Annotated in this window: 20 protein-coding genes and 3 tRNA genes; 8 read left to right on the top strand and 15 right to left on the bottom strand. The window is 63.9% G+C overall.

Annotated elements, in window-relative coordinates:
• From AC1C2M_RS15465 to AC1C2M_RS15490, 6 genes are read left to right on the top strand one after another with little or no spacing between them, the layout of a single operon-like run.
• The gene (locus AC1C2M_RS15465) at positions 1-699 is read left to right on the top strand and encodes a NeuD/PglB/VioB family sugar acetyltransferase (protein ID WP_495437496.1); all 699 of its coding nucleotides are present in this window, start codon (positions 1-3) and stop codon (positions 697-699) included.
• Complete coding sequence (locus AC1C2M_RS15470) at positions 696-1,814, top strand: DegT/DnrJ/EryC1/StrS family aminotransferase (protein ID WP_495433700.1); 1,119 nt, start codon at positions 696-698, stop codon at positions 1,812-1,814. The genes AC1C2M_RS15465 and AC1C2M_RS15470 overlap by 4 nt, the downstream gene beginning before the upstream one ends.
• Entirely contained in the window at positions 1,811-3,325 is a 1,515-nt protein-coding gene (locus tag AC1C2M_RS15475) for an oligosaccharide flippase family protein (RefSeq protein WP_495437498.1), read from the top strand. The genes AC1C2M_RS15470 and AC1C2M_RS15475 overlap by 4 nt, the downstream gene beginning before the upstream one ends.
• On the top strand, positions 3,322-4,590 hold the full coding sequence (locus AC1C2M_RS15480) for a glycosyltransferase (RefSeq protein WP_495437500.1): 1,269 nt from the start codon (positions 3,322-3,324) through the stop codon (positions 4,588-4,590). Before AC1C2M_RS15475 ends, AC1C2M_RS15480 begins: the two co-directional genes overlap by 4 nt.
• Positions 4,587-5,756, top strand: a complete 1,170-nt coding sequence (locus tag AC1C2M_RS15485) for a glycosyltransferase (RefSeq protein WP_495437502.1) — start codon at positions 4,587-4,589, stop codon at positions 5,754-5,756. Before AC1C2M_RS15480 ends, AC1C2M_RS15485 begins: the two co-directional genes overlap by 4 nt.
• A complete protein-coding gene (locus AC1C2M_RS15490) occupies positions 5,753-6,664 on the top strand; it encodes a DUF6492 family protein (RefSeq protein WP_495437504.1) in 912 nt (303 codons plus the stop codon). Before AC1C2M_RS15485 ends, AC1C2M_RS15490 begins: the two co-directional genes overlap by 4 nt.
• Positions 6,665-6,677: 13 nt before the next feature.
• Here the strand turns inward: AC1C2M_RS15490 and AC1C2M_RS15495 are convergent, their stop codons facing one another.
• The 11 genes from AC1C2M_RS15495 to AC1C2M_RS15545 all read right to left on the bottom strand — a co-directional run bounded on the left by AC1C2M_RS15495 (position 6,678) and on the right by AC1C2M_RS15545 (position 18,764).
• Entirely contained in the window at positions 6,678-7,373 is a 696-nt protein-coding gene (locus AC1C2M_RS15495) for a hypothetical protein (protein WP_495437505.1), read from the bottom strand.
• Between the two features lie 113 nt (positions 7,374-7,486).
• Positions 7,487-8,884 carry an O-antigen ligase family protein gene (locus AC1C2M_RS15500; RefSeq protein WP_495437507.1) on the bottom strand — a complete coding sequence of 466 codons (1,398 nt, stop codon included), beginning with the start codon at positions 8,882-8,884 and terminating at the stop codon, positions 7,487-7,489.
• Positions 8,881-10,683 carry a DUF4082 domain-containing protein gene (locus AC1C2M_RS15505; RefSeq protein ID WP_495437508.1) on the bottom strand — a complete coding sequence of 601 codons (1,803 nt, stop codon included), beginning with the start codon at positions 10,681-10,683 and terminating at the stop codon, positions 8,881-8,883. The genes AC1C2M_RS15500 and AC1C2M_RS15505 overlap by 4 nt, the downstream gene beginning before the upstream one ends.
• A gap of 174 nt (positions 10,684-10,857) precedes the next feature.
• Complete coding sequence (locus AC1C2M_RS15510; protein ID WP_495437509.1) at positions 10,858-11,697, bottom strand: glycosyltransferase; 840 nt, start codon at positions 11,695-11,697, stop codon at positions 10,858-10,860.
• Positions 11,697-12,671 carry a glycosyltransferase family 2 protein gene (locus AC1C2M_RS15515; protein ID WP_495437511.1) on the bottom strand — a complete coding sequence of 325 codons (975 nt, stop codon included), beginning with the start codon at positions 12,669-12,671 and terminating at the stop codon, positions 11,697-11,699. Before AC1C2M_RS15515 ends, AC1C2M_RS15510 begins: the two co-directional genes overlap by 1 nt.
• A complete protein-coding gene (locus AC1C2M_RS15520) occupies positions 12,668-13,516 on the bottom strand; it encodes a WecB/TagA/CpsF family glycosyltransferase (RefSeq protein WP_483405945.1) in 849 nt (282 codons plus the stop codon). The genes AC1C2M_RS15515 and AC1C2M_RS15520 overlap by 4 nt, the downstream gene beginning before the upstream one ends.
• Positions 13,513-14,532 (bottom strand): TolB-like translocation protein, encoded by a 1,020-nt coding sequence (locus AC1C2M_RS15525; protein WP_495437513.1) that lies wholly within the window; start codon positions 14,530-14,532, stop codon positions 13,513-13,515. The genes AC1C2M_RS15520 and AC1C2M_RS15525 overlap by 4 nt, the downstream gene beginning before the upstream one ends.
• On the bottom strand, positions 14,529-15,806 hold the full coding sequence (locus AC1C2M_RS15530; protein WP_495437515.1) for an MFS transporter: 1,278 nt from the start codon (positions 15,804-15,806) through the stop codon (positions 14,529-14,531). The genes AC1C2M_RS15525 and AC1C2M_RS15530 overlap by 4 nt, the downstream gene beginning before the upstream one ends.
• A 15-nt stretch (positions 15,807-15,821) precedes the next feature.
• Positions 15,822-16,544 (bottom strand): hypothetical protein, encoded by a 723-nt coding sequence (locus tag AC1C2M_RS15535; protein ID WP_495437517.1) that lies wholly within the window; start codon positions 16,542-16,544, stop codon positions 15,822-15,824.
• The gene (locus tag AC1C2M_RS15540) at positions 16,541-17,245 is read right to left on the bottom strand and encodes an acyltransferase (protein WP_495437519.1); all 705 of its coding nucleotides are present in this window, start codon (positions 17,243-17,245) and stop codon (positions 16,541-16,543) included. Before AC1C2M_RS15540 ends, AC1C2M_RS15535 begins: the two co-directional genes overlap by 4 nt.
• A gap of 1 nt (position 17,246) precedes the next feature.
• Positions 17,247-18,764, bottom strand: a complete 1,518-nt coding sequence (locus AC1C2M_RS15545; protein WP_495437521.1) for a sugar transferase — start codon at positions 18,762-18,764, stop codon at positions 17,247-17,249.
• A 439-nt stretch (positions 18,765-19,203) separates the two neighbouring features.
• On the opposite strand from AC1C2M_RS15545, the gene AC1C2M_RS15550 reads away from it, so the two are divergent.
• Positions 19,204-19,635, top strand: coding sequence for a hypothetical protein (locus AC1C2M_RS15550; RefSeq protein ID WP_495437523.1), 432 nt, complete (start codon positions 19,204-19,206; stop codon positions 19,633-19,635).
• 2 nt (positions 19,636-19,637) lie between these two features.
• Positions 19,638-19,997 carry a PadR family transcriptional regulator gene (locus tag AC1C2M_RS15555; RefSeq protein WP_495437525.1) on the top strand — a complete coding sequence of 120 codons (360 nt, stop codon included), beginning with the start codon at positions 19,638-19,640 and terminating at the stop codon, positions 19,995-19,997.
• 209 nt (positions 19,998-20,206) lie between these two features.
• Here AC1C2M_RS15555 and AC1C2M_RS15560 read toward each other — a convergent pair.
• From AC1C2M_RS15560 to AC1C2M_RS15575, 4 genes are all read right to left on the bottom strand, one after another.
• Positions 20,207-20,279: transfer RNA gene (locus AC1C2M_RS15560), tRNA-Phe, on the bottom strand.
• A 63-nt stretch (positions 20,280-20,342) separates the two neighbouring features.
• Positions 20,343-20,416 (bottom strand) — tRNA-Asp (locus AC1C2M_RS15565).
• Positions 20,417-20,452: 36 nt separating this feature from the next.
• A tRNA-Glu gene (locus tag AC1C2M_RS15570) sits at positions 20,453-20,525 on the bottom strand.
• A 170-nt stretch (positions 20,526-20,695) separates the two neighbouring features.
• A complete protein-coding gene (locus AC1C2M_RS15575; protein ID WP_108391867.1) occupies positions 20,696-21,190 on the bottom strand; it encodes an inorganic diphosphatase in 495 nt (164 codons plus the stop codon).
• Positions 21,191-21,200: the final 10 nt, after the last annotated feature.

The following is a 21,200-nucleotide window of genomic DNA, read 5'->3' on the forward strand; positions in this document are numbered from 1 at the left end:
ATGGAGAAAACTCTGTTGATCGGGGCCAGCGGGCTAGCTCGCGAAGCGCTCGCGTTGGCACGGGCTGGCTCATCCCACACGGTGTTCGGGATACTCGACGACGGCTGGGCGGATATGGGCGAGTCCTTCGCCGGACTGCCCGTTCTCGGTGCCATTGAACGAGCCGTTGACTACATCGACACCAAGCTCCTCGTTTGCGTTGGCGCTGGAGCTGTCAGGGAAGCGATTGTCGACCGACTTGCACTGCTCGGGGTTGAGCGAGATGCGTACACAACGCTCGTGGATCCGAGCGTGAGCAACAACGGCGGCGCCACCGTGGGGCCCGGATCAATAGTGCTGGCACACGCCGTTCTCACCGCCGATGTCTCGATCGGCAGTCACGTCGTCGTTATGCCGAACGTCACCCTGACCCACGGCGACACGGTGGAGGACTTCGGAACCATAGCGGCGGGAGCGACGTTTGGCGGCGACGTACGAATCGGACGAGGCGCCTACATCGGCATGAACGCCTCGGTGAGACAGCGCCTGAACGTCGGTCAATACGCCGTGCTCGGGATGGGAGCAGTTCTGCTCCAACACCTTCCTGACGGAGAAACGTGGGCCGGAATACCGGCCATGGCTCTCGGTGCACCGCCTGAGAACATCACTCCAATCCCGCCAGCGGCTGGTGCGGCACCAACAACCGAAAGGTCATCATGAACGTTCTCCAGAGGATCCCGCTCGTGGACCTGGGCGCGCAGCAGGCGGAAGTGAGTGAAGAGATCAACGCGGGTTTGAGGGATGTGTTTGACAACACCGCGTTCATCGGTGGTCCGCAAGTAGGCGAATTCGAGAAGGCGTATGCCCGGCTGGTTGGCACCGTCCATTGCGTCGGGGTTGCCAACGGCACAGACGCTCTCGAGCTTGCGCTCCGGGCTTCCGGGGTCACGCCGGGCGGAGAGGTGATTCTGCCGGCGAATACATTCATCGCGACAGCCGAAGCCGTCTCACGGATCGGTGCGCGACCGGTTCTTGTCGATGTCGACCAGACGCATCTGCTCATCGACCCGAGTCGTGTCGCGGAGGCCGTGACCGACCTGACGCAGGCGATCGTTCCCGTGCATCTTTTCGGGCAGGTCGCCCCGGTCGAACTCCTGACGCCGATCGCGCTCGCGAGCGGCGCTGTGATCGTGGAAGATGCGGCGCAGTCGCAGGGCGCAACCAGGCACGGCAAGGCGGCCGGCTCGCTGGGTGTGGCGGCAGGTACCAGCTTCTACCCGGGCAAGAACCTGGGAGCCGCAGGCGACGCCGGCGCTGTGACGACGAGCAGTGACCAGGTTGCGGCGCACGTCCGACTCCTCGGCGCCCATGGAAGCGCCGTCAAATACCAACACGACGTTATCGGAATGAACTCGCGCCTCGACACGGTCCAGGCCGTCGTCCTGAACGCCAAGCTACGCCGTCTCGAAGGGTGGAACGAGGCTCGTCGAACGGCGGCTGCTTACTACGCCGAATTGCTTGCCGATGTCGACCCGGTTACATTGCCCCAGACTTCTGCCGGGAACGTCGACGCGTGGCATCTTTACGTCATTCGGGTAGCGGAGCGCGATCGGATCATGCGAGTGCTCGGAGAAGCCGGCGTCGGGGTGGGAGTCCACTACCCGGTGCCTGTGCACAGGACTCGCGCTTTCAAACACCTCGGCTACAGTGCCGGCGCCTTTCCCGTGACGGAAGCCGCAGCCGAAACGATGCTCTCCCTTCCTATCTACCCGCACATCACTCGTGAGCAGCAGCGCTACGTGGTGCGCCATCTGGTGAATGCGTTGCAGCAGTGACCAGGTCTTCCCGGAGCGATCCCGCCGGCCGTCGCGCCCAGCAGGGCGCTTCGAGTGCATTCGCCTGGAGCCTGGCAAATACGCTGGTGTCCAGGGTTGCAACCCTGGGGATCGGTATTGTTCTCGCTCGCGTGCTTGGCCCCGAATCCTTCGGCACCTTTGCCGTCGCTCTCATCGCGCTGATGGCGGTCCTCAGCTTCAATGAGTTGGGGGTCAGCCTGGCGATCGTGCGATGGCCAGACGATCCGAAGAGGATCGTGCCAACCGTTAACACGATCTCTGTGTTGGGCAGTGCGGTCTTCTGCGCCGCAGCCTTTGCGGCCGCTCCCGTTTTCACCGCTGCTATGGGAGATCCTGAGGCCACGGACGTGATACGTGTCCTGATTATCAGTGTTCTCGTCAACGGCATAGTGGCGTCACCTGCCGCGCTTCTCCAGCGTGAGTTCAGGGAAAAGCCCCGCATGATCATCGATCAGATCAACGTCTGGGGAGGGTCGGTGCTTTCGGTCGTTCTCGCGCTCGCGGGTATGGGCGCCATGTCGCTGGCAATAGGGCGACTTGTGGGCAGCGTCATCGCGGCAGTGCTATTTTTGGTCGTTTCGCCGATGCCGTACCGCTTCGGACTCGACCGGGCAGTCGTCGGGCCTTTGCTGCGTTTCGGGTTGCCGCTCGCCGGCACGAGCATCATCGTTTTCGTGGTTGGCTACGCCGATCAGTTGATCGTCGGGAGCGTCCTCGGGGGCGTCTACCTGGGGTTCTACGTCCTGGCCTTCAACCTGTCGAACTGGCCGGTCAGTATCGTGTCGCAGCCGCTGCGGCGGGTCGCCCCTGCGGCATTCTCTTCGCTGCAACACCGGGAGACAGAAATGCAGGGAGCGTTGGTGTCACTCGTTGGCATCGTTGCCGCTGCGATCCTTCCTCTCATCGCGTTCATCGCCGGGGCGGCCGTACCACTGGTCAGCTTTGTCTACGGGAGCGAGTGGATCCCGGCAGCGAGCGCGCTCTCCTGGCTCGTCCTTGGTGCTACCTGCAGGGTGTTTTGCGAGCTGGCATACGACTACCTCGTGGTTAAGGGGAAGTCCGGCACGGTCTTCTCCGTGCAGGTCGGCAGTCTGGTGGTTTTGATTCCGGCTTTGACCGCTGGTGCACTCACGAATGGTTTGGCGGGGTTGGCGGCAGCGCAGGCAATCACATCACTCATCCTGATTCTGCCGCTTTACGCGTGGCGCCTCTCGCGCAGTGGTATCGCGGTTCGTCGGTTGCTGGGTGCCGTCTGGATGCCGATCAGCCTCGCGGCCCTGGTCGGCGTCGCTGTCTGGTTTCTCTCCTCCCGAATCGAGAGCCCACTCGTTGCTCTTATGTCGGGACTGACGCTGGCCGGAGCGGTTTCATTGGCGATGTTGTATCGGCGCCGCGCAGACCTTCAGATATTGCGAGCTATCGGTCGTGCGGGTAGCGCAGGGCGCAGCGGGGCAGGAAGTCCGACGTCGGACGAGGAGATGGCGAAGTGAGAGTTCTCGTTTACCCCCACGACCTGGGGATCGGCGGAAGTCAGATCAATGCGATCGAGATAGCGGGGGCGGTCCAGCGCCTGGGGCATGACGTGGTTGTGTTCGGCCGTCCCGGGCCTCTCGTGCAGCAAATCGACCGCAGCGGTCTCGAATTCATCGAGTCCCCGAGGCCTCACCGAAGGCCTTCTCCCAACGTCGTGCTCGCGCTCTCCAAATTGGTGAGGGGCCGCGCTGTGGACATCGTCCACGGGTACGAATGGCCGCCAGCGCTCGAGGGCCTCGCAGCGATTCGGTCCGCTGGGAGAGGGTCGGCGGTAGCGACGGTGATGTCCATGTCGGTTGCGCCGTTCATTCCGAGATACATGCCGTTGATCGTCGGCACCGATCAAATTGCCCACGCTGAACGAGGCTTCGGCCGGGAATCCGTTGCACTCATCGAGCCCCCGGTGGATCTGGAACAGAATCGACCGGACGGCGACTTCGGCCAGGAACAGTTCAGGACGACATGGGGGCTTGCCCCCGGCAGGTTGGTTGTTTCACTCGTTACGCGCCTGGCCGACGAGTTGAAGCTGGAAGGGGTGCTTGCCGCCATCGCCGCCATTGGGGAGTTGTCGGTGAACCTTCCGGTCTGCCTCCTCATCGTCGGCGACGGACCAGCGAGAGCCCGTGTGGAGCGCGAGGCAGCACAGGTGAATGGCGCGAGGGGCAGGGGAACGGTCGTCGTTACCGGGCAGCTTGACGATCCGCGCGCCGCATATGCGGTGGCCGACATCGCGCTCGGTATGGGAGGTTCCGCGCTTCGATCCCTCGCTTTCGGAAAGCCGTTGGTGGTTCAAGGGGAGCGGGGATACTGGGAATTGTTGACGCCTTCGTCGCTTTCGCAGTTCCTCTGGCGCGGTTGGTATGGGATTGGACAGGACGCCCTCCGGGGGTCCGAAGTGCTGGCATCAATCCTTCGAGACCTGCTCAGCGACGAAGTATTGCGACGCGAGCTCGGACTATTCGGCCTGCAGACCGTGGGAGAGAGGTTCTCACTCGAGGGGGCGGCGCGCCGTCAGCTGGAGATCTATGACGAGGTGTCGACGGCGCGGCGGATCCGTCGGGTCGGTGACGATGTCCGTGCCATCCGGGCGTTCGCGGGATACGAACTGGGCAGGGTGGCCGACCGCGTAAAAGGCACCCTCAAAAGTGACGATTTCAACTCAGCGCCGGTGGCGGGGGCCTCACCCCTGGATAGCGCGCGATGGACAGGAGCGGTGCGATGAGCGCGGAAGCAACGGTGGTCTGGATTTCCGGTACGAACTGGGACGACGTTCCCGGAACAGACCAGCGAATGGTTCTTGCCATCGCTGCCTCTGTTCACGTGATCTGGGTGGACCCTCCGGTCGGATGGAATCCGTTAGGCGGAGCTCAGCCCAGGCTTATGGCGCGGGACGTGCTGCCCGGCGTGACCCGCCTGACGATCACGACCCTGCCGGGCGTGACCAGGCCTGTAATCCGAAGCGCAACGTCGTGGCTTCTCAGCGACCAGATCCGGAAGCTTGTGGCCGCGAGGAGCGCTCACGTCGTTGCAACGGTTGTGGCGTTCCCTCTGGCTCGCTTTCCCGAGGGCATCGGCGGGATCAGAGTGCTCTATGTTACGGACGACTGGTTAGCAGGGGCTCGGCTCATGGGCTTATCCCGAGCGTCGGTGAAGAGAATCCTCACGAAAAATCTCCACAGAGCGGACTTTGTTGCGGCCGTCTCGCCGCAAATTCTTGAGCAGTTATCGCTTCTTGTCGACCATCGGGGTGAATCGGTTGTTCTCCCCAACGGCTGTCCGCTCCCTGTCAGCGATTACCGGCCAGCCGTGCGAGATCGCGTTGTGGGGCTCGTTGGACAGCTCAATGAGCGGCTTGACCTCGGGGTCCTCGAAGCTGTGCGGGATACCGGGGTAGCGATCCGCGTGATCGGGCCGCGATCGCACGGAAACGCCGCGTTTGAGCGGCGGCTGGACCGCTTCCTGGCCTCACCCAATGTCGAGTGGGCCGGTGCTGTACCGGGCGGCGAGGTGCAGGAGCACCTGTCGCGGCTCGCCCTCGGGCTGACGCCCTATGTGAATTCGGCCTTCAACCGCGCAAGCTTCCCGCTGAAAACTCTTGAGTATCTTGCAGCGGGAATTCCGGTGGTTTCAACCGATCTGCCGTCTTCCCGTTGGCTGAACACCCCTCATATCACCCTCTGTTCCGAGCCTTCCGACTTCGCTCGTGCGGTAGAGACCGCGCTCCAGCAGCCGGACGATACCGCCGCGGCCCTGGCGCGCCAGGACTTTGCCAGACTGCACAGCTGGGATGCCCGCGCCAAACAATTCCTCCAACTCGTGGACCAACAGGTTTCCCCGTCTCCAAGCGGGGACGGCGGGAACCGTGCCCGAGAGAGGAACCTGTCGTGACCGGGCCGCTTCCCGCTGGTGAGAGCCAGGGCCTGTCACTCAGTGTTGTCACACCGAGCTACCGCCCGGACAAGGAGCTCTGTGTTGATCTCGTCGCCAGTGTGTTACGGAATACCGGCGACACGGTCGTTCATCACGTGATTGTTCCGCAGAAGGACCTCGGGACGTTTCGGGGCCTCGCGAGCCGCCGGACCGTCATCGAGCCAGCAGATGCGTATCTGCCGAGAAACTTCCTCAAGGTGCCTCGGGCGAATATCTGGATCAATTTCCGCCGACCCTATCCGCCTGTGAGAGGGTGGATCACCCAGCAGATTCTCAAACTGGCGGTCGCAGCCTCGATGACGACCGACGTCGTTCTGCTGATCGACTCCGACCTGGTGCTCATCCGTCCGATCACCGGTGAGACCTTTGGCGCCGACGGTACTGTTGCCTTGTTTCGCGTGCCACAGGGTATCGACGGGACCCTGCCACGCCATCGTCTGTGGCATGACGCCGCTCGTCGGCTGCTCGGGCTCTCAGCGACTCCACCTGGCCCGCTCCCCGATTACATCTGCTGTCCTTGTGCATGGAGTCCCACGATCGTGCGGTCCATGCTCCGGCGGATCGAGGCTACTACGGGCCGTCAGTGGCAAACGGCCGTTGCGCGGGAACTCCACTTCTCCGAAATGATCCTCTACGGGGTGTACGTGGATGAGATTTTCGATCGCGACCGCCTGCGTCCGTCGACGGGCGACATGAGGTGTGTCAACCATTACGAAGAGACACCGCTGACCCAGGAAGAGTTGGGTGATTTGCTTGCACGTACCCGACCGTCGGATATAGCGGTCATGATTTCGGCAAAGTCGGGTACCGCGTTGGAGGTTCGGCGCGCTGCGTTGAGAGACTTTGAGGCGCCGGCGGCCGGTTGACAACCAGAAGGGGTCAGTGGTTTTTCGTGGAAGCGACAGGGTGGGAAACACCCGGGCGGGCGCGGTCTGGCTCTGAGGGTTGACGGACGCTCGTCACTTTCCTCGCCCTGTAGGGAATTTGGTTCGGGGAAACAGTGCCGCCCGCACTGCCGCCTGGCCCGCCTGTGCCTGGGCCAGGGGCCGGTGAGCCCGGCGCGGGCCGGCTGCCGCTCATTTCGAGCGAACGGGCGAGAGAAATGGCTCCGAACAGGAGCACGCCGCCGCCGAGTGCTACCAGGATGACCGACCGGAGGCGGCTGGAGAACTGCTCCTCCGCCCGGTCTGGCGACGATATTGCCAGAGCCGTGAAGAGGTAGGTGTCATCCGCCCCATTGACGGTCTGTATCGCGCGTAACTCGCTGACCAGCACGTCGCCCAACGCCCGCGTGGTCGCGACGGCGTCTTCGGGCGCCGTTGAAACCCCCACGATATCGATGACGAACCCGTTTCCATTTGCGCTGCGGGCCACCGTGTAGTCAGGGCTGAGGCCCGCGTCCTCCAGAGACTCCATCATCGACCTGTCGCCTAACCGAGTGATCAGGACGTCCGAGATGAGCGCAGGGTCGGACGAGCGCAGGTATGGATTGTCGGAGTTCAGCTCGGCGAGCTCAGGGTGCTCGAGGAGTTCCGTTTCCGTTGGTACCCGGGGATTGACCATTGCGAAGCTCATGTTGGCTTCGTAGGACCGGGGGCCGAACTGGAATACGTAGCCTGCTGCAAGGAGGGTGAGGAGCAATACCGGGAGGACATACGCTTTGTGTCGCCACACCGTCTTCAAGACACTCATCGGGTCCACAGGGTGCCTCCATCATGTTCTCCGGATCGCGTGGACGTTCCAGCGACGGTCGGCCTCGCCGTTACCAAATCTGAGGAATACTCCTTTTTTACCATGATCCAAATGGCACCGCCTAGACCCACAAACACGGGGTAGAGGAGCGCGAAGACGGGAAATGACAGGGAATCGAAGGTCGCGGAGCACGCGGCGGCGACCATCCCGCCGGCGGCAACGGCCCCGGCGAGGGTGCGAAGCTCGGAACTCTGCGCCCGTCTGGCCGCGGCCAGGGTGGCGAAGGCTGGGATGGTCAGATAGGCGATCAGGCATGCCAGTCCGACAAGCCCCATCGATACCAGGGTGGTCAGATACTGGTTGTCGAGAATCTGCAGAGCGTTTGTCGGCAGGTAAGTCCCAGGGCCGGTGCCGACGAGTGGATGGGCCTCCACCATCTCCGCTACTCGGGGGTAGTTGTTGGTCCTGGTGCTGATTGAGGGGTCGCTTGCGTCTGCGGTGAGGGCGCCGGTGAGCGTGCTGACGAGCCCAGGTACTCCGAGAAAAAGGCCGACGATGGCCGCCGGCGAGAGCACCAGTGCCCACTGCCGTGCGGCCCGGGGCAGGAAGGGGAGAAAGGTCAGGATGCCCACAACCACTCCGAGGACACCTGAGCGGGAGATTGTCGTCGCAACGGCGAAAACAAGCAGGAGGGTTCCTGCCCAATGGACGATCTTCTTGCCCTTCGGATCGTGTAGCCCCCTCCAAATGGAGATCGGGAGAAGCATCGAGCAGACGACGCCCAGTTCGATCGGCGTAAAGGTCGTGCCCGCGACCCTGATCAGGGCACCACGCACTTGGAAGGTCGTGTCACCGCCGTTGTACACGAACCCTGGCATAGCTTGCTGAATCCACTCCACAGGATTGATGTGCAGATAAAACTGGGTCACCGCCACGAGGCAGCAGAACGTTCCGCCGGCGAGAAGAGCTCTGACCACAACGAGTGCGTCGTCGATCGTGCGAACGGTTTCTGTGATGACCAGGATCAGGCCGGCGCTCGCGAAGAGCAACAGGAGCCACCGGTCGGCCGACGCCCGACCGGCGATGGTGCTCTCGCCCGCCCAGCCCGCATAAAGCGCGACATACGACGCGCAGGTGCCCAGGATCAGCAGTGCGAGCCCGATGCGCCCGGGGTGGCGAAAGACGACTGGGTCATGAAGGCCGAACAGCCATGACGCCAACCACAGCGCGAACAGGGTCAGGGCGAGAAGCAGCGGAACTGTACCCGCCGCACCCAACGGCTCGAGGATCATGCTCGCGGGGAAGAAGAAGATGCTGAATGCCGCGAAGCGAAGCAGGAGCGGCGGCGACGTAAGCCGACGCGCTTCTCCTGCGCTCAGTTGAGGCAGACTCACTCGAGGCACCGTGGATCTGCCGGGGCACTGTAAATGTGGACCGCGTTTCCGTCTTCAAAGCCGTCGCTGAATGCGCCGTCGATTGCGGACACAACGCGGTCTTCGCCAATCACCGTTAGGAGGCCAGTACCCACGCAGGCATTCGTGATGGTCACCGTTTGTGCCTCCTGCTGCGTCGATCCGGCGAAGACATACACGCGACCGTCGTGCACCTTGGTCATGTGGTCTACGCCCCCGGCGGAGGTGGTGACGCCGTCAAGGAAGGGTGCATTCAGCACCGGTGCCAGGCTCGCGATCTGGGCGTTTACCGCGGTGACCGTCGGCCGTACCGCTGAGCCACAATCGTCTCGGAGTACATGTTGTGACAGGCAGCTTCCCCCGAAATTGTGATTGAAGTAAACAACGCCACGAGCGCCATGGATGATGCTGCTCCAGACGGCCGCGCGGATTTGGGGCCCGGTGATCGTTGGCGCGTAACTTTCACTAAACGGGTGGCCGACTTCAACAAAAGCCCACACGGGCTTGCTCCCCGTCGGCTCGACCAGCGAACGCACGCGGTCGACAGTCCACCCGTAATTGCTCGCCAGGCGGCATTCGGCCTGGGTCAATGACCGGCCGCCGACCATTTGGCCGCCCTCGGACGGGCCGCAGATATTCGGGTCAGTGAACCAGTAGTTGTCGACCGAAACCACATCCTGATAGTCGTTCACAAATCGAGCTGCTTCGTCGTCTGTCTGCCAAAAAGTCACACCCTTTCCGTAGTTCGTGTAGGCCAGGATGCCCGGACCGATCTGCCTGCGGAGAGTGTCCATGATGGTGTAACCGCACTGTGCGCCAGCCGGAGAGCAGATCGGCCCCTGCCCCGGGTCGTTTCCGGTCCACGCGGCGCTTCCCGGACCGCCCCACATATCCGCTTCATCGGTCGTGAGCCGCCCGGCCGTGCCTGGCATGTCATTGCCCGTAATGGCGTATGGGCCGGTCGGGCCCAGCAAGGACGTGTCTGAATTTGACGTCAGCTCGACATACAGGTTGAGCCCTGCGTCTCGATCACGTTGGACATCGCGACGAGTCAGGATGCTCTCGTACCACACGCCGACCGGGAAGAAGCTCGCGTCGGTCGGCAGGGAGTTGGAGAACTGGTCGAAGTAGTCCGGGCCGCCGTCGACCTGGCGCAGTGTGCCAACGGACGTTGTCGGGTCGCCCGGCTCTGCCGGTGGCGTCACGATCGGTGGCGTCGCTGGTTCGCTCGGTTGGGGCTGTGAAGCGAGCGACGGTGTGAAGCTGACGTCGACGAAGTAGTTGGAGTTTTCCCAGCTGTCCGTGGGAAATGCTGACTCGCCGTACCTGTAGACGCCGGCACCGGCGGGAAGCGCGAGATCTCCCCGGGTCGTCGGAGAGTCGAAATCGCCGATCGTGACCGAATAGTGTCCGCCGGGCGCGTGGTACGAGACCACGTATGGTTCATTGGCTCGGATCTTCACCGGTGACGCCAGGGTCGCGGTTTGCCACCCCGATGTCGACTCGCTCGCAAATGTCGTTTGCGCCAGCAGCACGCCTTCCCCTGTCCACAGCGAGCCGGTGTGCACGCCCGTGTTCAGCGGTGATTTGTAGAATCGGATGCTGTCCACCGAGCCGTCTGTTGTGCTGCTGAATTTCATTCCAAGCTCGACGGGGGCGGTATCGGGGTCAGTCATGGTGCGTGGGGACACGGCCGGATCCAGGGCCGTCTGGCTCGCCGCGTATGCCGCCTGGAAGGAGCCCAGAGCCAGAAGCACGGCGACCACCGATGAGATTGTCACTCGGAATCGGCTGGTGGCGCGGCGCTTTTCGGACTGGCGGGCGCGATGAAGTAAAGACATGATCCGACCTTCTGAATTGGTGCGTGCGAAAGAGATATTCGGGTTCCCTCCACTCGATAGTCCCCCATGCGGGGGGCTTTGTCGACATATTCTCAGGTTGAGAAAGCGTGTACCTCATGGCGACTGTCGACTCGTGCTGTCCCGTTCCCAGGCGCCGGGCGCGCCGCCGCGACCTGACCATGGCGGCGGAAAACGCGAAACCACGGCGAGAAAGGTATAGGCAAGCGCGTCGAGGGCGCTCGCGATCCCGCGGATGCTGAGGACGAGCTCCTTGAGGCTCGTTGACGGAGACGTGCCGCTGAACTCCGAGACCCCCCGCTGGTTGCGGCGCAGGATCGAGAGCAGTGCCGCTGTCGTCCGCGGGGTTCGAACGCGCACGGGGACGGTCGTCACTATGTGTTTCTCTTCCGGCGCGAACAGGCGATCGACGTAGAGGTCGTCCGCGGTCACAGCGGGAAATGACTCGAAACGTTCATGCCCGGACTCGCTGAGCGCGTAGACCCCGGCGCCCCACAACGCGAACCGCGTCGACGGCATCCGTCTGCGCGCTCGATAGTAGGCGCGGACGAGCGCGGATGCTCCGCTGGTGTCGTAACGGTAGATCGGTCGGGCAGCGGGTACCGAACCGGTGAGCGTGCGGAATACCCGCGCGACGGCATCCGGCTCGATTTCGATGTCGGCGTCAAGGTACAGCCGTGGCCATCGGGTGACCCAGGCGTCGCCGGCGTTGAGCGCCGCCGTCTTCGATGGTTCGGAAATTTCGAGAACGTGTACCCCCGTGTGCTTGCGAGCGCGCTCGGCCGTATCGTCGGTGCACCCGTTGCAGATCACACAGATTTCGACGTTGTCGAACTCGGCAATGGGCGCGAGGTGCCGAAGTGTGCGGTCGATCACCGAGGCCTCGTTGTGAGCGGGGATAAGGATCGCGCCAGACGGGAATTCGGTGAGAACCATTACTCGGATGCTCCTGTCGCGCGGGGGAGGGACTGCCACGATTTCCTGCGAATCACAAAGCGCAGCGATCGACGGTGGTCCGGCTGTGAGAAGCGCAGCAGTTCGTGCAGGACGACTGCGAGGCGGTACGCGCCCGCATATCCGGGTCCGTGCCCTTTCTCGACGTACCGGACGCGGTTGACGGTCATGAGTGCCACGAGGTCTGCCGAGGTCCCTGACCCTCCCTGGCTGTGCCGGACGACGGCGTCCGGTTCGAACCAGACCACTTCACCCGCGTCGCGGACTCGCCGGAAGTAGTCGACCTCCTCCGAGTAAAGGAAGAACCGTTCATCCCAGCCACCGACGAGGTTGGCGACGTCGCCCCGGATGAGAAGCGCTGCGCCGGTTGCCCACTCCACCGTGTGAGCCCGGCGATACGGCGCAGGGCCATAGACCATCTCCGAGAGCCAGCCGGGTCGAGTGGCCCACCGGCTGCCGAAGAGGGCGTCACCGATCGCCCGGGACAGTGTCGGTTCCCGGCGCAATGATTCGTAGGTCACGCGGGAGTCCTCGAGAATGCGCGGCACGACGACACCGGCGGCCGAGTACTCGACGCGGGCGAGCAGTGTCCGGATGGCACCGGGCTCAACCTCGAGGTCGGGGTTGAGCACCAGAATCGCTTCCGCGTCTCCCACGTGCTCGCGGGCGGCGTTGATGCCCGCCGCGTATCCGACGTTGCCCGCCGTTCGAAACGCGATCACGTCCGGATGACGCGCCACAATCTCGAGCGTGCCGTCGACGGAATGATTGTCGGCAACGATGACCCTGAGACGCGAGTGCTCTGCTTCGTGGCGCAGGCTCGAAATCAGGCGGTCGATGTCAGCGGCGCTGTTGTAGGTCACTATGACGACGGCGACGTCGGCCCGCGTGCCGGGGCCCGCGAACGTTGCGTCTGCCGTCGAACCGAGCGGAGTCACGCCGTTAGTGAGCGTCATGTCTCACCGCCCGGCGGCGGCACGGCGGTATCCGCTCTCACCGGAAGACCCGGTGCGGCCCCGGATGCCATGATCCTGAGCAGCGCGGTCGGCCCCTCGACGAGATAACGTCGCCCGAGACGGCGTGGTTCGAGTACGAGGCGCCATGCCCATTCGAGTCCCGCCGATGACACCCACTTCGGCGCTCGCCGTACCCGTCCGGCGAGGAAGTCCACAACGGCGCCAAAGGCGAGGAGCACCGTTGCATGCGTCGCGGGGCCGTACTCCGCGATCCACAATTCCTGTCGCGGTTTGCCGAGCCCGACAATGAGAATGTCGGTCTTTGCATCGCTGATTTCCTGACTGATGCGGCCACAGGCATCCGGATCTGACAGCTCTTCACGCGCTGGCGACCAGAATCCGGAGATTTGCAGTGACGGTCGGGTCAATCGGAGGTAGCTGCTCAGCAGCTCCTGCGTTTCGGGCGAGCCGCCGAGAAAGCCCACGGACGCACCGGTTTGCTCGGCGCGGTCAAGGAGCGGAGTTATGAGATCGCTCCCAGCGAGCCGTGGGCAATCCTCGCCGACGAGCTGGCGGGCCCGCACGGCGACCGGTGCGCCGTCGATGAGATTGAGCCATTCCACCGGGGGGTGGGTGGGCGGTCGTGTGGGCGCGATCAGCCTGGTTCCCCATTTGGACCCGGTGCCGAAGTGGTGGATGTGGTCGAGATTGATGGATGCCACGGCGAGCGGCGTCGTTTCGTGGGCCAGTGGACGGGACGCGATGAGGTCGACAGCTTCGTCGAACCCCCTCACATCGACAGGAACTCCACCGAGGGTGATCCGGCGTTCAGGAACGAGCGTCATTTCGTCACCACCGATGGTGACCAGGCGTGCTCGATGAACAGCGACGGCGCCGTCGCTCCCTCGCTGTCGATTGCCCATACGTCGCTGTCGCCGATCGCGTCCTCGCGAGCCAGGCCGTACAGGAGCGTCGAGTCGTCGAGCCACTCCACCTGGTCGTCGACATTTTTTGATTCTGGAAGCACAACTTCCTCCTCGGTTGTCAGGGTCAGTACTGCGATTCCCCAGTGCGGGGCTTCCGGAGTTCCGGAATTCTTCTTGTAAGCGACGCGACTCCCGTCGGGCGAGAGTGACGGGCACTCGGCATTGCTCGCGACCGCCGTGAGTGTGCGCTCGAGCAGGTCTCCGTGCACCAGCCAGGTCTGGCCGCCCGACGCCGCCGTCGCGTAGAAGGTCGTGTCGTCTGCGGCGAAGGTGACGCCCCAGATGTTCCGGTCTGCCGCCGTGAGGCGCTCACCGTCGATGAACAGGGCGAAGTCTTCGAGGTTGCCGTAGCTCTCGCCGCCGACTCGCGAGACGACCGTCTCCGTGGAGAAGCCCACGGTCGCGTAGGAATGTCCCGTCACAAAAGAGGTCGTGGAGACGAGGGAGCCGTCACGAGACAGTCGTGTGCGACTCGGGATGCCGGGAAGCGGCCACGATGCCACCTCCGTGCCGGCGAGGTCGAAGACGGTGGCTGAGAAGGTCGTTGGGATGCCCCGCTCAATGCGCAGGCAGGACAGCACACCGGCAGCGGCATAGACCCGGTCGCAGGCGGTGTCGCTGAGCGCCCGGTCCGCGGACGGAGTCTGAAGCGGGACTGTGGCCACCTTCCCGTAGCCATGGCCCTCTGCGGTGTTCCTGAACACGATCCGTGGCAGAGAGGCATCCGTTCTGAGCGACGTCGTACGTACTTCACTTGGCCCCGCTGCCCGCGCCTGGTACCTGGAGTACGCCGAAGTACCGTAGGCAATCGCTGCGCCGAGGACGAGGGCGGAAATGAGCAGGAGCGAGAGCCATTTGGTCCGTGAGATGGTCATGCCGGCCTCACCGTCCTGAGCGCATCGCGGAGGAGGACGATGGTCACCGGGATGACGACGGCGAGGGCGGTGGCGGCGACGAGCATGGCACCGTCCCGTCCGAGCGAATACCAGAGCAATCCGAAGCCGACGGAAGCGAGGAGCCGGGACAGCGCGACTGCGGTCTGCGCCGCGGCGATGCCGCTGGCGAGGGTGTCGACCGGTGTGGTCTGGGAGGCCAGCGCCGCGAGGATGCCGTCGCTCGCCGCGTAGAACGCCCCGAGCAGGACCAGGCAGGTGATGGTGAGCTGCCAGCCGGTGGCAGGAACCGCGGCGCACACGTAAGCAGCGAGCAAGGCGACGTGGCCGAGGATAAAGACGCGGGCCCGGCCGAATCGGTCAGCGAATCGGCCCAGTGGGATGGCGAGGGCAAGGAACGCGACGTTCGTGCCGACGTAGAGCAGCGGAAAGTACTCGGTGGCGAACCCGCTCTTGCTCTGCAGGACCAGATAGATGAACCCGTCGCCGACGGTGACGAGACCGAGCAGGCCAGCCGTGAGCAGCAGGCGACGAAGCCGTGAGTCGTTGAGGTCACGCCAGCGGAACCGCGCCGCGGGTACAGCCCCGGTCGTGGCGCGCTCCGCCCGCGGGTGCTTGTTCGGCACGAGGATGCCGAGGATGACGACGCCGATAATCGCGAAGGCGAGGGAAACAACGAAAATTGTGCTGTAGCCATCCGGAATGAAAAACAGGATCGCGAAGGCCAGAAGCGGGCCGAGAGCAGCGCCGACCGTGTCGAGCGCGCGATGTACGCCGAACGACCGAGCGAGGGTGCCGGAGTCTGAGGATGCCGTGATGAGGGCATCGCGCGGGGCGGTTCGTACTCCCTTGCCCAGCCGGTCGAGAGCGATAACAGCGCTGAGTGCCGCGAAGCCGCTCGCGAACAGCAGGCCCACCCGGGCGACGGCTGAGATGCCGTAGCCGAAGAAGGCAACCCATTTGGGCTGGTCGCCCCTGTCCGCTGCATACCCGCCGGCGATCCTGACCACGGCGCTGATGCCCTGGTAGAGGCCGTCGATGACGCCGTATGCGACCGTCGACAGTCCGATGACGCCCGTGATGTACAGGGGAAGTATCGCTGACACCGATTCGGTCGAGATGTCGGTGAACATGCTCACTATGCCGAGGGCGATCACCACGGACGAGACCCGCGTTGAAGCGGACTGGGTGGGTCGCCGTGCGGGAGACGACTCGGCCTGTTCTGCCGGTCCGGCGTCGGAGAGTGAAATGTACATTGTTGTGCTCTGTCCCTAGGCCGCAGTGAATGCGCCGAAGACGCTGTACGCGGTGTCGCCGGATGCGGAAGGGGTGACGGTGAGAAGGATCGTGTCCGTGCCCCGGGAGAACAGCAGAGCGCTCGAGCCGTCCGTTGCGGGAGCTATGGAGTCAACAAGATGGTGCGCAGCGAAACCGACGCGGTAGAACTCGAGGACGTCGGCCATGGTCGACGGCGTTGTGCCGACGAGTGTCACCTGGAGCCGGTTTTCGGCGGACGCGACGGAGCTCGACCGCACGGCGGTGTCTTCCTCGACTGGAATGATCGCCGAGGGGAACCCGGCAACGAGGGAGCCGGTGGCGCTCGCCGTTGCGGGCAGCGGAGCCGTGACGAGTCCCGGCAGCGAGGGAGAGACAGGGAGGCCGAGCGGGCTCGTTTGCTCCGGAGCGGGCAGGACTTCGGATGATGTCCGCTCGTTTACCGGTCCGGTTTCGCCGTTCCCACCCGGCTGAGCGGCACCGTTCCCGCCGTTCCCTCCGGACGGGGCGGACGGGTTATCGGTGGCAGCGGAGGGCGGGACGACACCGGTGCCTCCTGCTACGGCATCCGCCCCAGCTGTCGACAATGGCGACGAGGTTCCTGGAACGTTGGCGGCGGGTGCCGTGTCGAGAATGGCGGAGAAGACAACGATCGAAGCGGCGAGGGCCAGCACTGTAACGATCGCGGTCAGTGCGAGACGAGACGCCCGGTCGGTCATCCGCCGGCCTTCGCCCGGGAAGGGACGTCAGCCGATCGGAGACGACCCGCTCCGCCTGTCTGCGGGAGGACCGCCGTGAGCACGCCATTGTGCTCGCGGTATTCATCTCCCGTCGATGGGCACTGGAACAGGCCGTCTCCGATGGATTCGAGGGGCACCCCGGCGCGGCCAACCCAGCCGATCCGGCGAGCGGGCACTCCAACCACCAGGGCGTGGTCCGGAACGTCCTGGGTCACCACCGCTCCGGCGGCGACGAGCGCCCATGCCCCGATGGTCACGGGGGCGATGCAGACGGCACGCGCCCCAATGGACGCGCCGGTGCGCACCGTGACGCCGACGGCATCCCAGTCCTCTGCATCCTTGCGTTTGCCGTCGACGGTGATGGCGCGGGGGAAGACGTCGTTGGTGAAGACGGCTGCCGGACCGACGAAGACGCCGTCTTCGAGAACAGCGGGCTCATAGACGAGGGCATAGTTCTGGATCTTGCAGTTGTCGCCGAGAACCACGCCTGGACCGATGTAGGAGCCGCGGCCGAGGATGCAGCCCGCGCCGATCCTGGCGCGCTCACGTACCTGGGCAAGGTGCCAGACGAGCGTGCCGTCTCCGATGCGTGCCAGGCCGTCGACGTCGGCGGTATCCGCGATGTGGGGTGGCTTCCCCGGGCGATCCGACGCCTCGTGAGTGGCGAATGGAACGGTCATGTCAGTACGCCCCAATCGGCTTCAGCAGTACTTTGAGGGTGCGCCAGACGATCATGAGGTCGCCGGTGAGTGACCAGTTCTCCACGTAGTAGAGATCGAGGCGGACGCTCTCGTCCCAGCTGAGGTCGCTTCGTCCGTTCACCTGCCACATGCCGGTGAGTCCCGGCTTGATGTAAAGGCGCCGGTGCACATGGCTCTCATAGGCCTCGACCTCCCGGGGGAGCGGCGGACGCGGTCCGACGAGGCTCATGTGGCCGAGGAGGACATTCCAGAGTTGTGGCAGCTCGTCGAGCGAGAACTTCCGGAGCACTCGGCCGATTGTGGTGACGCGCGGGTCGTCCTTGAGCTTGAACAGCACACCATTTCCCTCGTTCTGGTCGACGAGCTGTGCGAGGTCGCTCTCAGCGGTGGTCACCATCGAGCGGAACTTCACCATCCGGAAGGTGCGCTGGCCGCGGCCAACCCGTTCCTGGGTGAAGAAGACAGGTCCGCCGTCGTCGAGTTTGATGAGCAGGGCGATGGCAACGAAGACCGGGGTGAGGGCGACGATTCCCGCCGCAGTGGCCGCGACGTCGAATGCCCGCTTGAGGACGTGCTTTCCGCCCTCGAATTGTGGGATTTCGACGTGGATGAGGGGCAGCCCCTCAACCGGGCGGAAGTGAATCCGCGGCCCGGCGACGTCCGTCAATTGCGACGCCAGGACGAGGTCGGTGGCCGTGCCCTCAAGTTGCCAGCCGAGGCTCCGGATGAAGTTCGCTCCGCCTTTGGGCTGACCGGCGATGATGACGGTGTCCGCACCGACATTGCGGGCGACCTGCGCAACATCCGTTGTACCGAGCACGGGAACAGGCTTCTGACCCGTCGTCACGGTGTGAGCATCCGTGTTTGAAACGACAGCGCCGACGACGTTGTACCCGGCACCCGATTTCTGCTGGATCTGGCGGATGACGTAGCCGACATCGTCGAGCTCCCCGACGACGAGGGCACGGCACAGGTAGTGGTCGAGCGTGCGCTGCGAAACCAGCCAGCGCCGCCACAGCCAGTGGGCGCCGAGGAGGCTGACCGTGCCGAGGGGGAGGGCGAGCATGAAATATCCGCGGGCGATGTCGACCTTGAAGACCAGGAAGACGATGGCAAGGAGGCCGAACGCGGTGGCGCTGGCGTTGACGATGCGCTTGTATTCGGTTGCCCCGACACCGATGACCCGCGAGTCATGCACACCGAACGCGACGAGCGCCACAAGCCAGGCGACAACGATCGTGGCGGAGATCAGGATGTACTGGGCGTCCTCGATTCGCGCGCTCGCCGGGATGGCCTCGATTCCGAAACGGAGCAGGAAGGCTACCGTGACGGCGAAGACGATGGTGGCAAAGTCCGTGATGCGTAACCGGACGCGATAATTGCGGGCCCACACTCGCTCGGACTCCTGGCGGAGGGTGTGGTCGCGCGCGTCCGGAGCGGGTCGGGTCGAGATTCGGCTGAACCCGGGGAAGAAGATTCGTGATTTGATTTCGGTCATGGTGTGCCACGTCTGGTCGCTGAAAAGGGATGCCGTCTGAGGGGGCGCTGAGGTGGCTGGGTCAGAGGAGCGGGCCACGTGAAGTGGTGTCACTCCCGATGTTCGGGCGCGCCGGATAACGCTGACGACGCCGGGGCGTCGCGAAGTCCAGCGAGGAAGCCCGCCTTCCCGAAAAGCGAGATTGCCTCATGTTTGGTGCACTATTGACAGTAGCGGCCGCGAGCCGCGCCGGGTCCCCCCAGATAGAGGGGTGAGGAATCCTCAGATACGGATGCCGTGCTGGCCACGCTGCCTGCCGACGACGTCGAGAGCATCATTTCCGGTCGAGAGCATCCCGCGAAACTGGTGCTCTGGGCCGGAAGTGATGCGCTCGCCGGGCGCAGTGAATACTTTTTGGCGAACACTACCGCTGGTAGTGTTCCATTGGTACAGTGCCTTCATGACCACACAAACGATCGCTCCGGCCGCCGTCAACGCCCGTTCTGTACTTCTGCCATACCTGCTCGTCCTGGTTGTCGCAGTGGTGCTCATCCAGGTACTCATCGCCCTGACCGGGGGAGAGATCGGCACCCTCGCCGGGGTCCTCACCGCTGTCGTCGCCCTCGGTATCGGCACGTGGATGTGGCGCAACTACCGCACCCTCGCGAAGATTCGCTTTGGCATCGCAATCGCTCACACCATCGCTTTTCTCGCTGTGACGACGTCGTTCAGCGTTCACGCGGTGATTCGGGCGATCTTCGTCGATTCCCCGGCCACTGAGCTTCTGGCGACCCCCTGGTTTGGCGCGACGCTTGTGATGAGCGCTGCCTGGGGAATCGGGCTGTTTCTTCATCTCACCGGCGCTGTGCTCGGCCGCGGCTGGGAAGACTGAGCGTGACGCACCCCACCGAAGAGCAGGAATGGACGGATGGCCGGGTCGAATCGTGGGTGGAGACCTACAAGAAGTCGATGCTGACGCCGGTGATTCTTCGCGTGGTGGATGACCTTCAGCCGGTGACGATTGCCGCGATAGCGGACCAGGTTGCGTCGCGTACCGGCTGGTCGATTACCGAACGCAGCCTGTACCGGACCCTGAAGCGGCTTCAGGACTCCGGCCTGCTGCACAGTTCGGAGGTTGCGGCACCTCGAACCGGCGCCAAACTCAAGGAACTGTCGCTGACTGCGCTGGGGGCGCAGTTCCTGGCCGGCGTCGAGGCGAACCTCGTCGACATCTCAGGTCGCGGAGAGGCGTAGATCCGCGGACGAGGCCAGCGCAACCTCGCTCTTCAGCGAAAGCATCAGTTGCGGTCGAAAGCATCCGGCGCAACCGGTGTGTTCGACCGGAAGTGATGCGTTCGGCGCGGAGGGCTGCGCCGGGCCGGGGCCGGGGCTGGGGCCGGGGCTGGGGCCTGCACGGTTAAATGAAGAAATCCCCGCAAGTAGAAGCCTTACGAGGATTTCAGTGGCTCCGACGGGCGTCGATCCCGTGACCTCACGATTTTCAGTCGTGCGCTCTACCAACTGAGCTACAGAGCCCAACGGCGTTTCTGCCGCTGGAAGGTGAAAAACCCTTCCTTTCGGAAGGGCTCTTCACTTCAGCGACCCTGACGGGACTTGAACCCGCGACCTCCGCCGTGACAGGGCGGCACGCTAACCAACTGCGCTACAGGGCCTTACTTTTTTACTTGTATTCAGTGTAGTAGTTATTGTGACCCCAACGGGATTCGAACCCGTGCTACCGCCGTGAAAGGGCGGCGTCCTAGGCCACTAAACGATGGGGCCGCGAGCCTTTGAGGGGCTCTGTAACTACCGAGAAGTAAGCATACGGTGCTCACACACGTTTTTGCAAAACGAGCGAGTGCCGTCGGCAAAAACCGCGGAATTCCGGGCCTTCGAACGACAAAACCCCGCATCCGGATCTGGATGCGGGGTTGTGTCGTTCAAACGGATGCCTAGTGGCCGCCTTCTTCGCGGAGCTTCACGAAGCCAGCCTCGACGATCGCTTCAGCTTCTGCAGCGTCGCCCCAGCCCTCGATCTTGACCCACTTGTTGGGCTCGAGGTCCTTGTAGCGAGCGAAGAAGTGCTCGAGTTCCTTGCGGGTCTGCTCCGGAACATCGGTGATGTCCTGGATGTGGGCCCAGCGCGGGTCCTTGTACTGGACGCAGACGACCTTGGCGTCCGAGCCCGCCTCGTCGCTCATGTTGAGCACGCCGACGGGGCGGACCTTGATGCCGACGCCCGGGAAGACCGGGTACTCGAGCAGCACGAGTGCGTCAACGGGGTCACCGTCGAGGCCGAGCGTGTTCTCGAAGTAGCCGTAGTCGACCGGGTAGGTGAATGCGGTGAACAGAACGCGGTCCAGGTAGACGCGACCAGTTTCGTGGTCGACCTCGTACTTGTTGCGGCTGCCCTTGGGGATTTCTACGACGACGTCGTAATCGGCCATAAGTGTGTTC

The organism is Mycetocola sp. Y444, assembly GCF_059445295.1.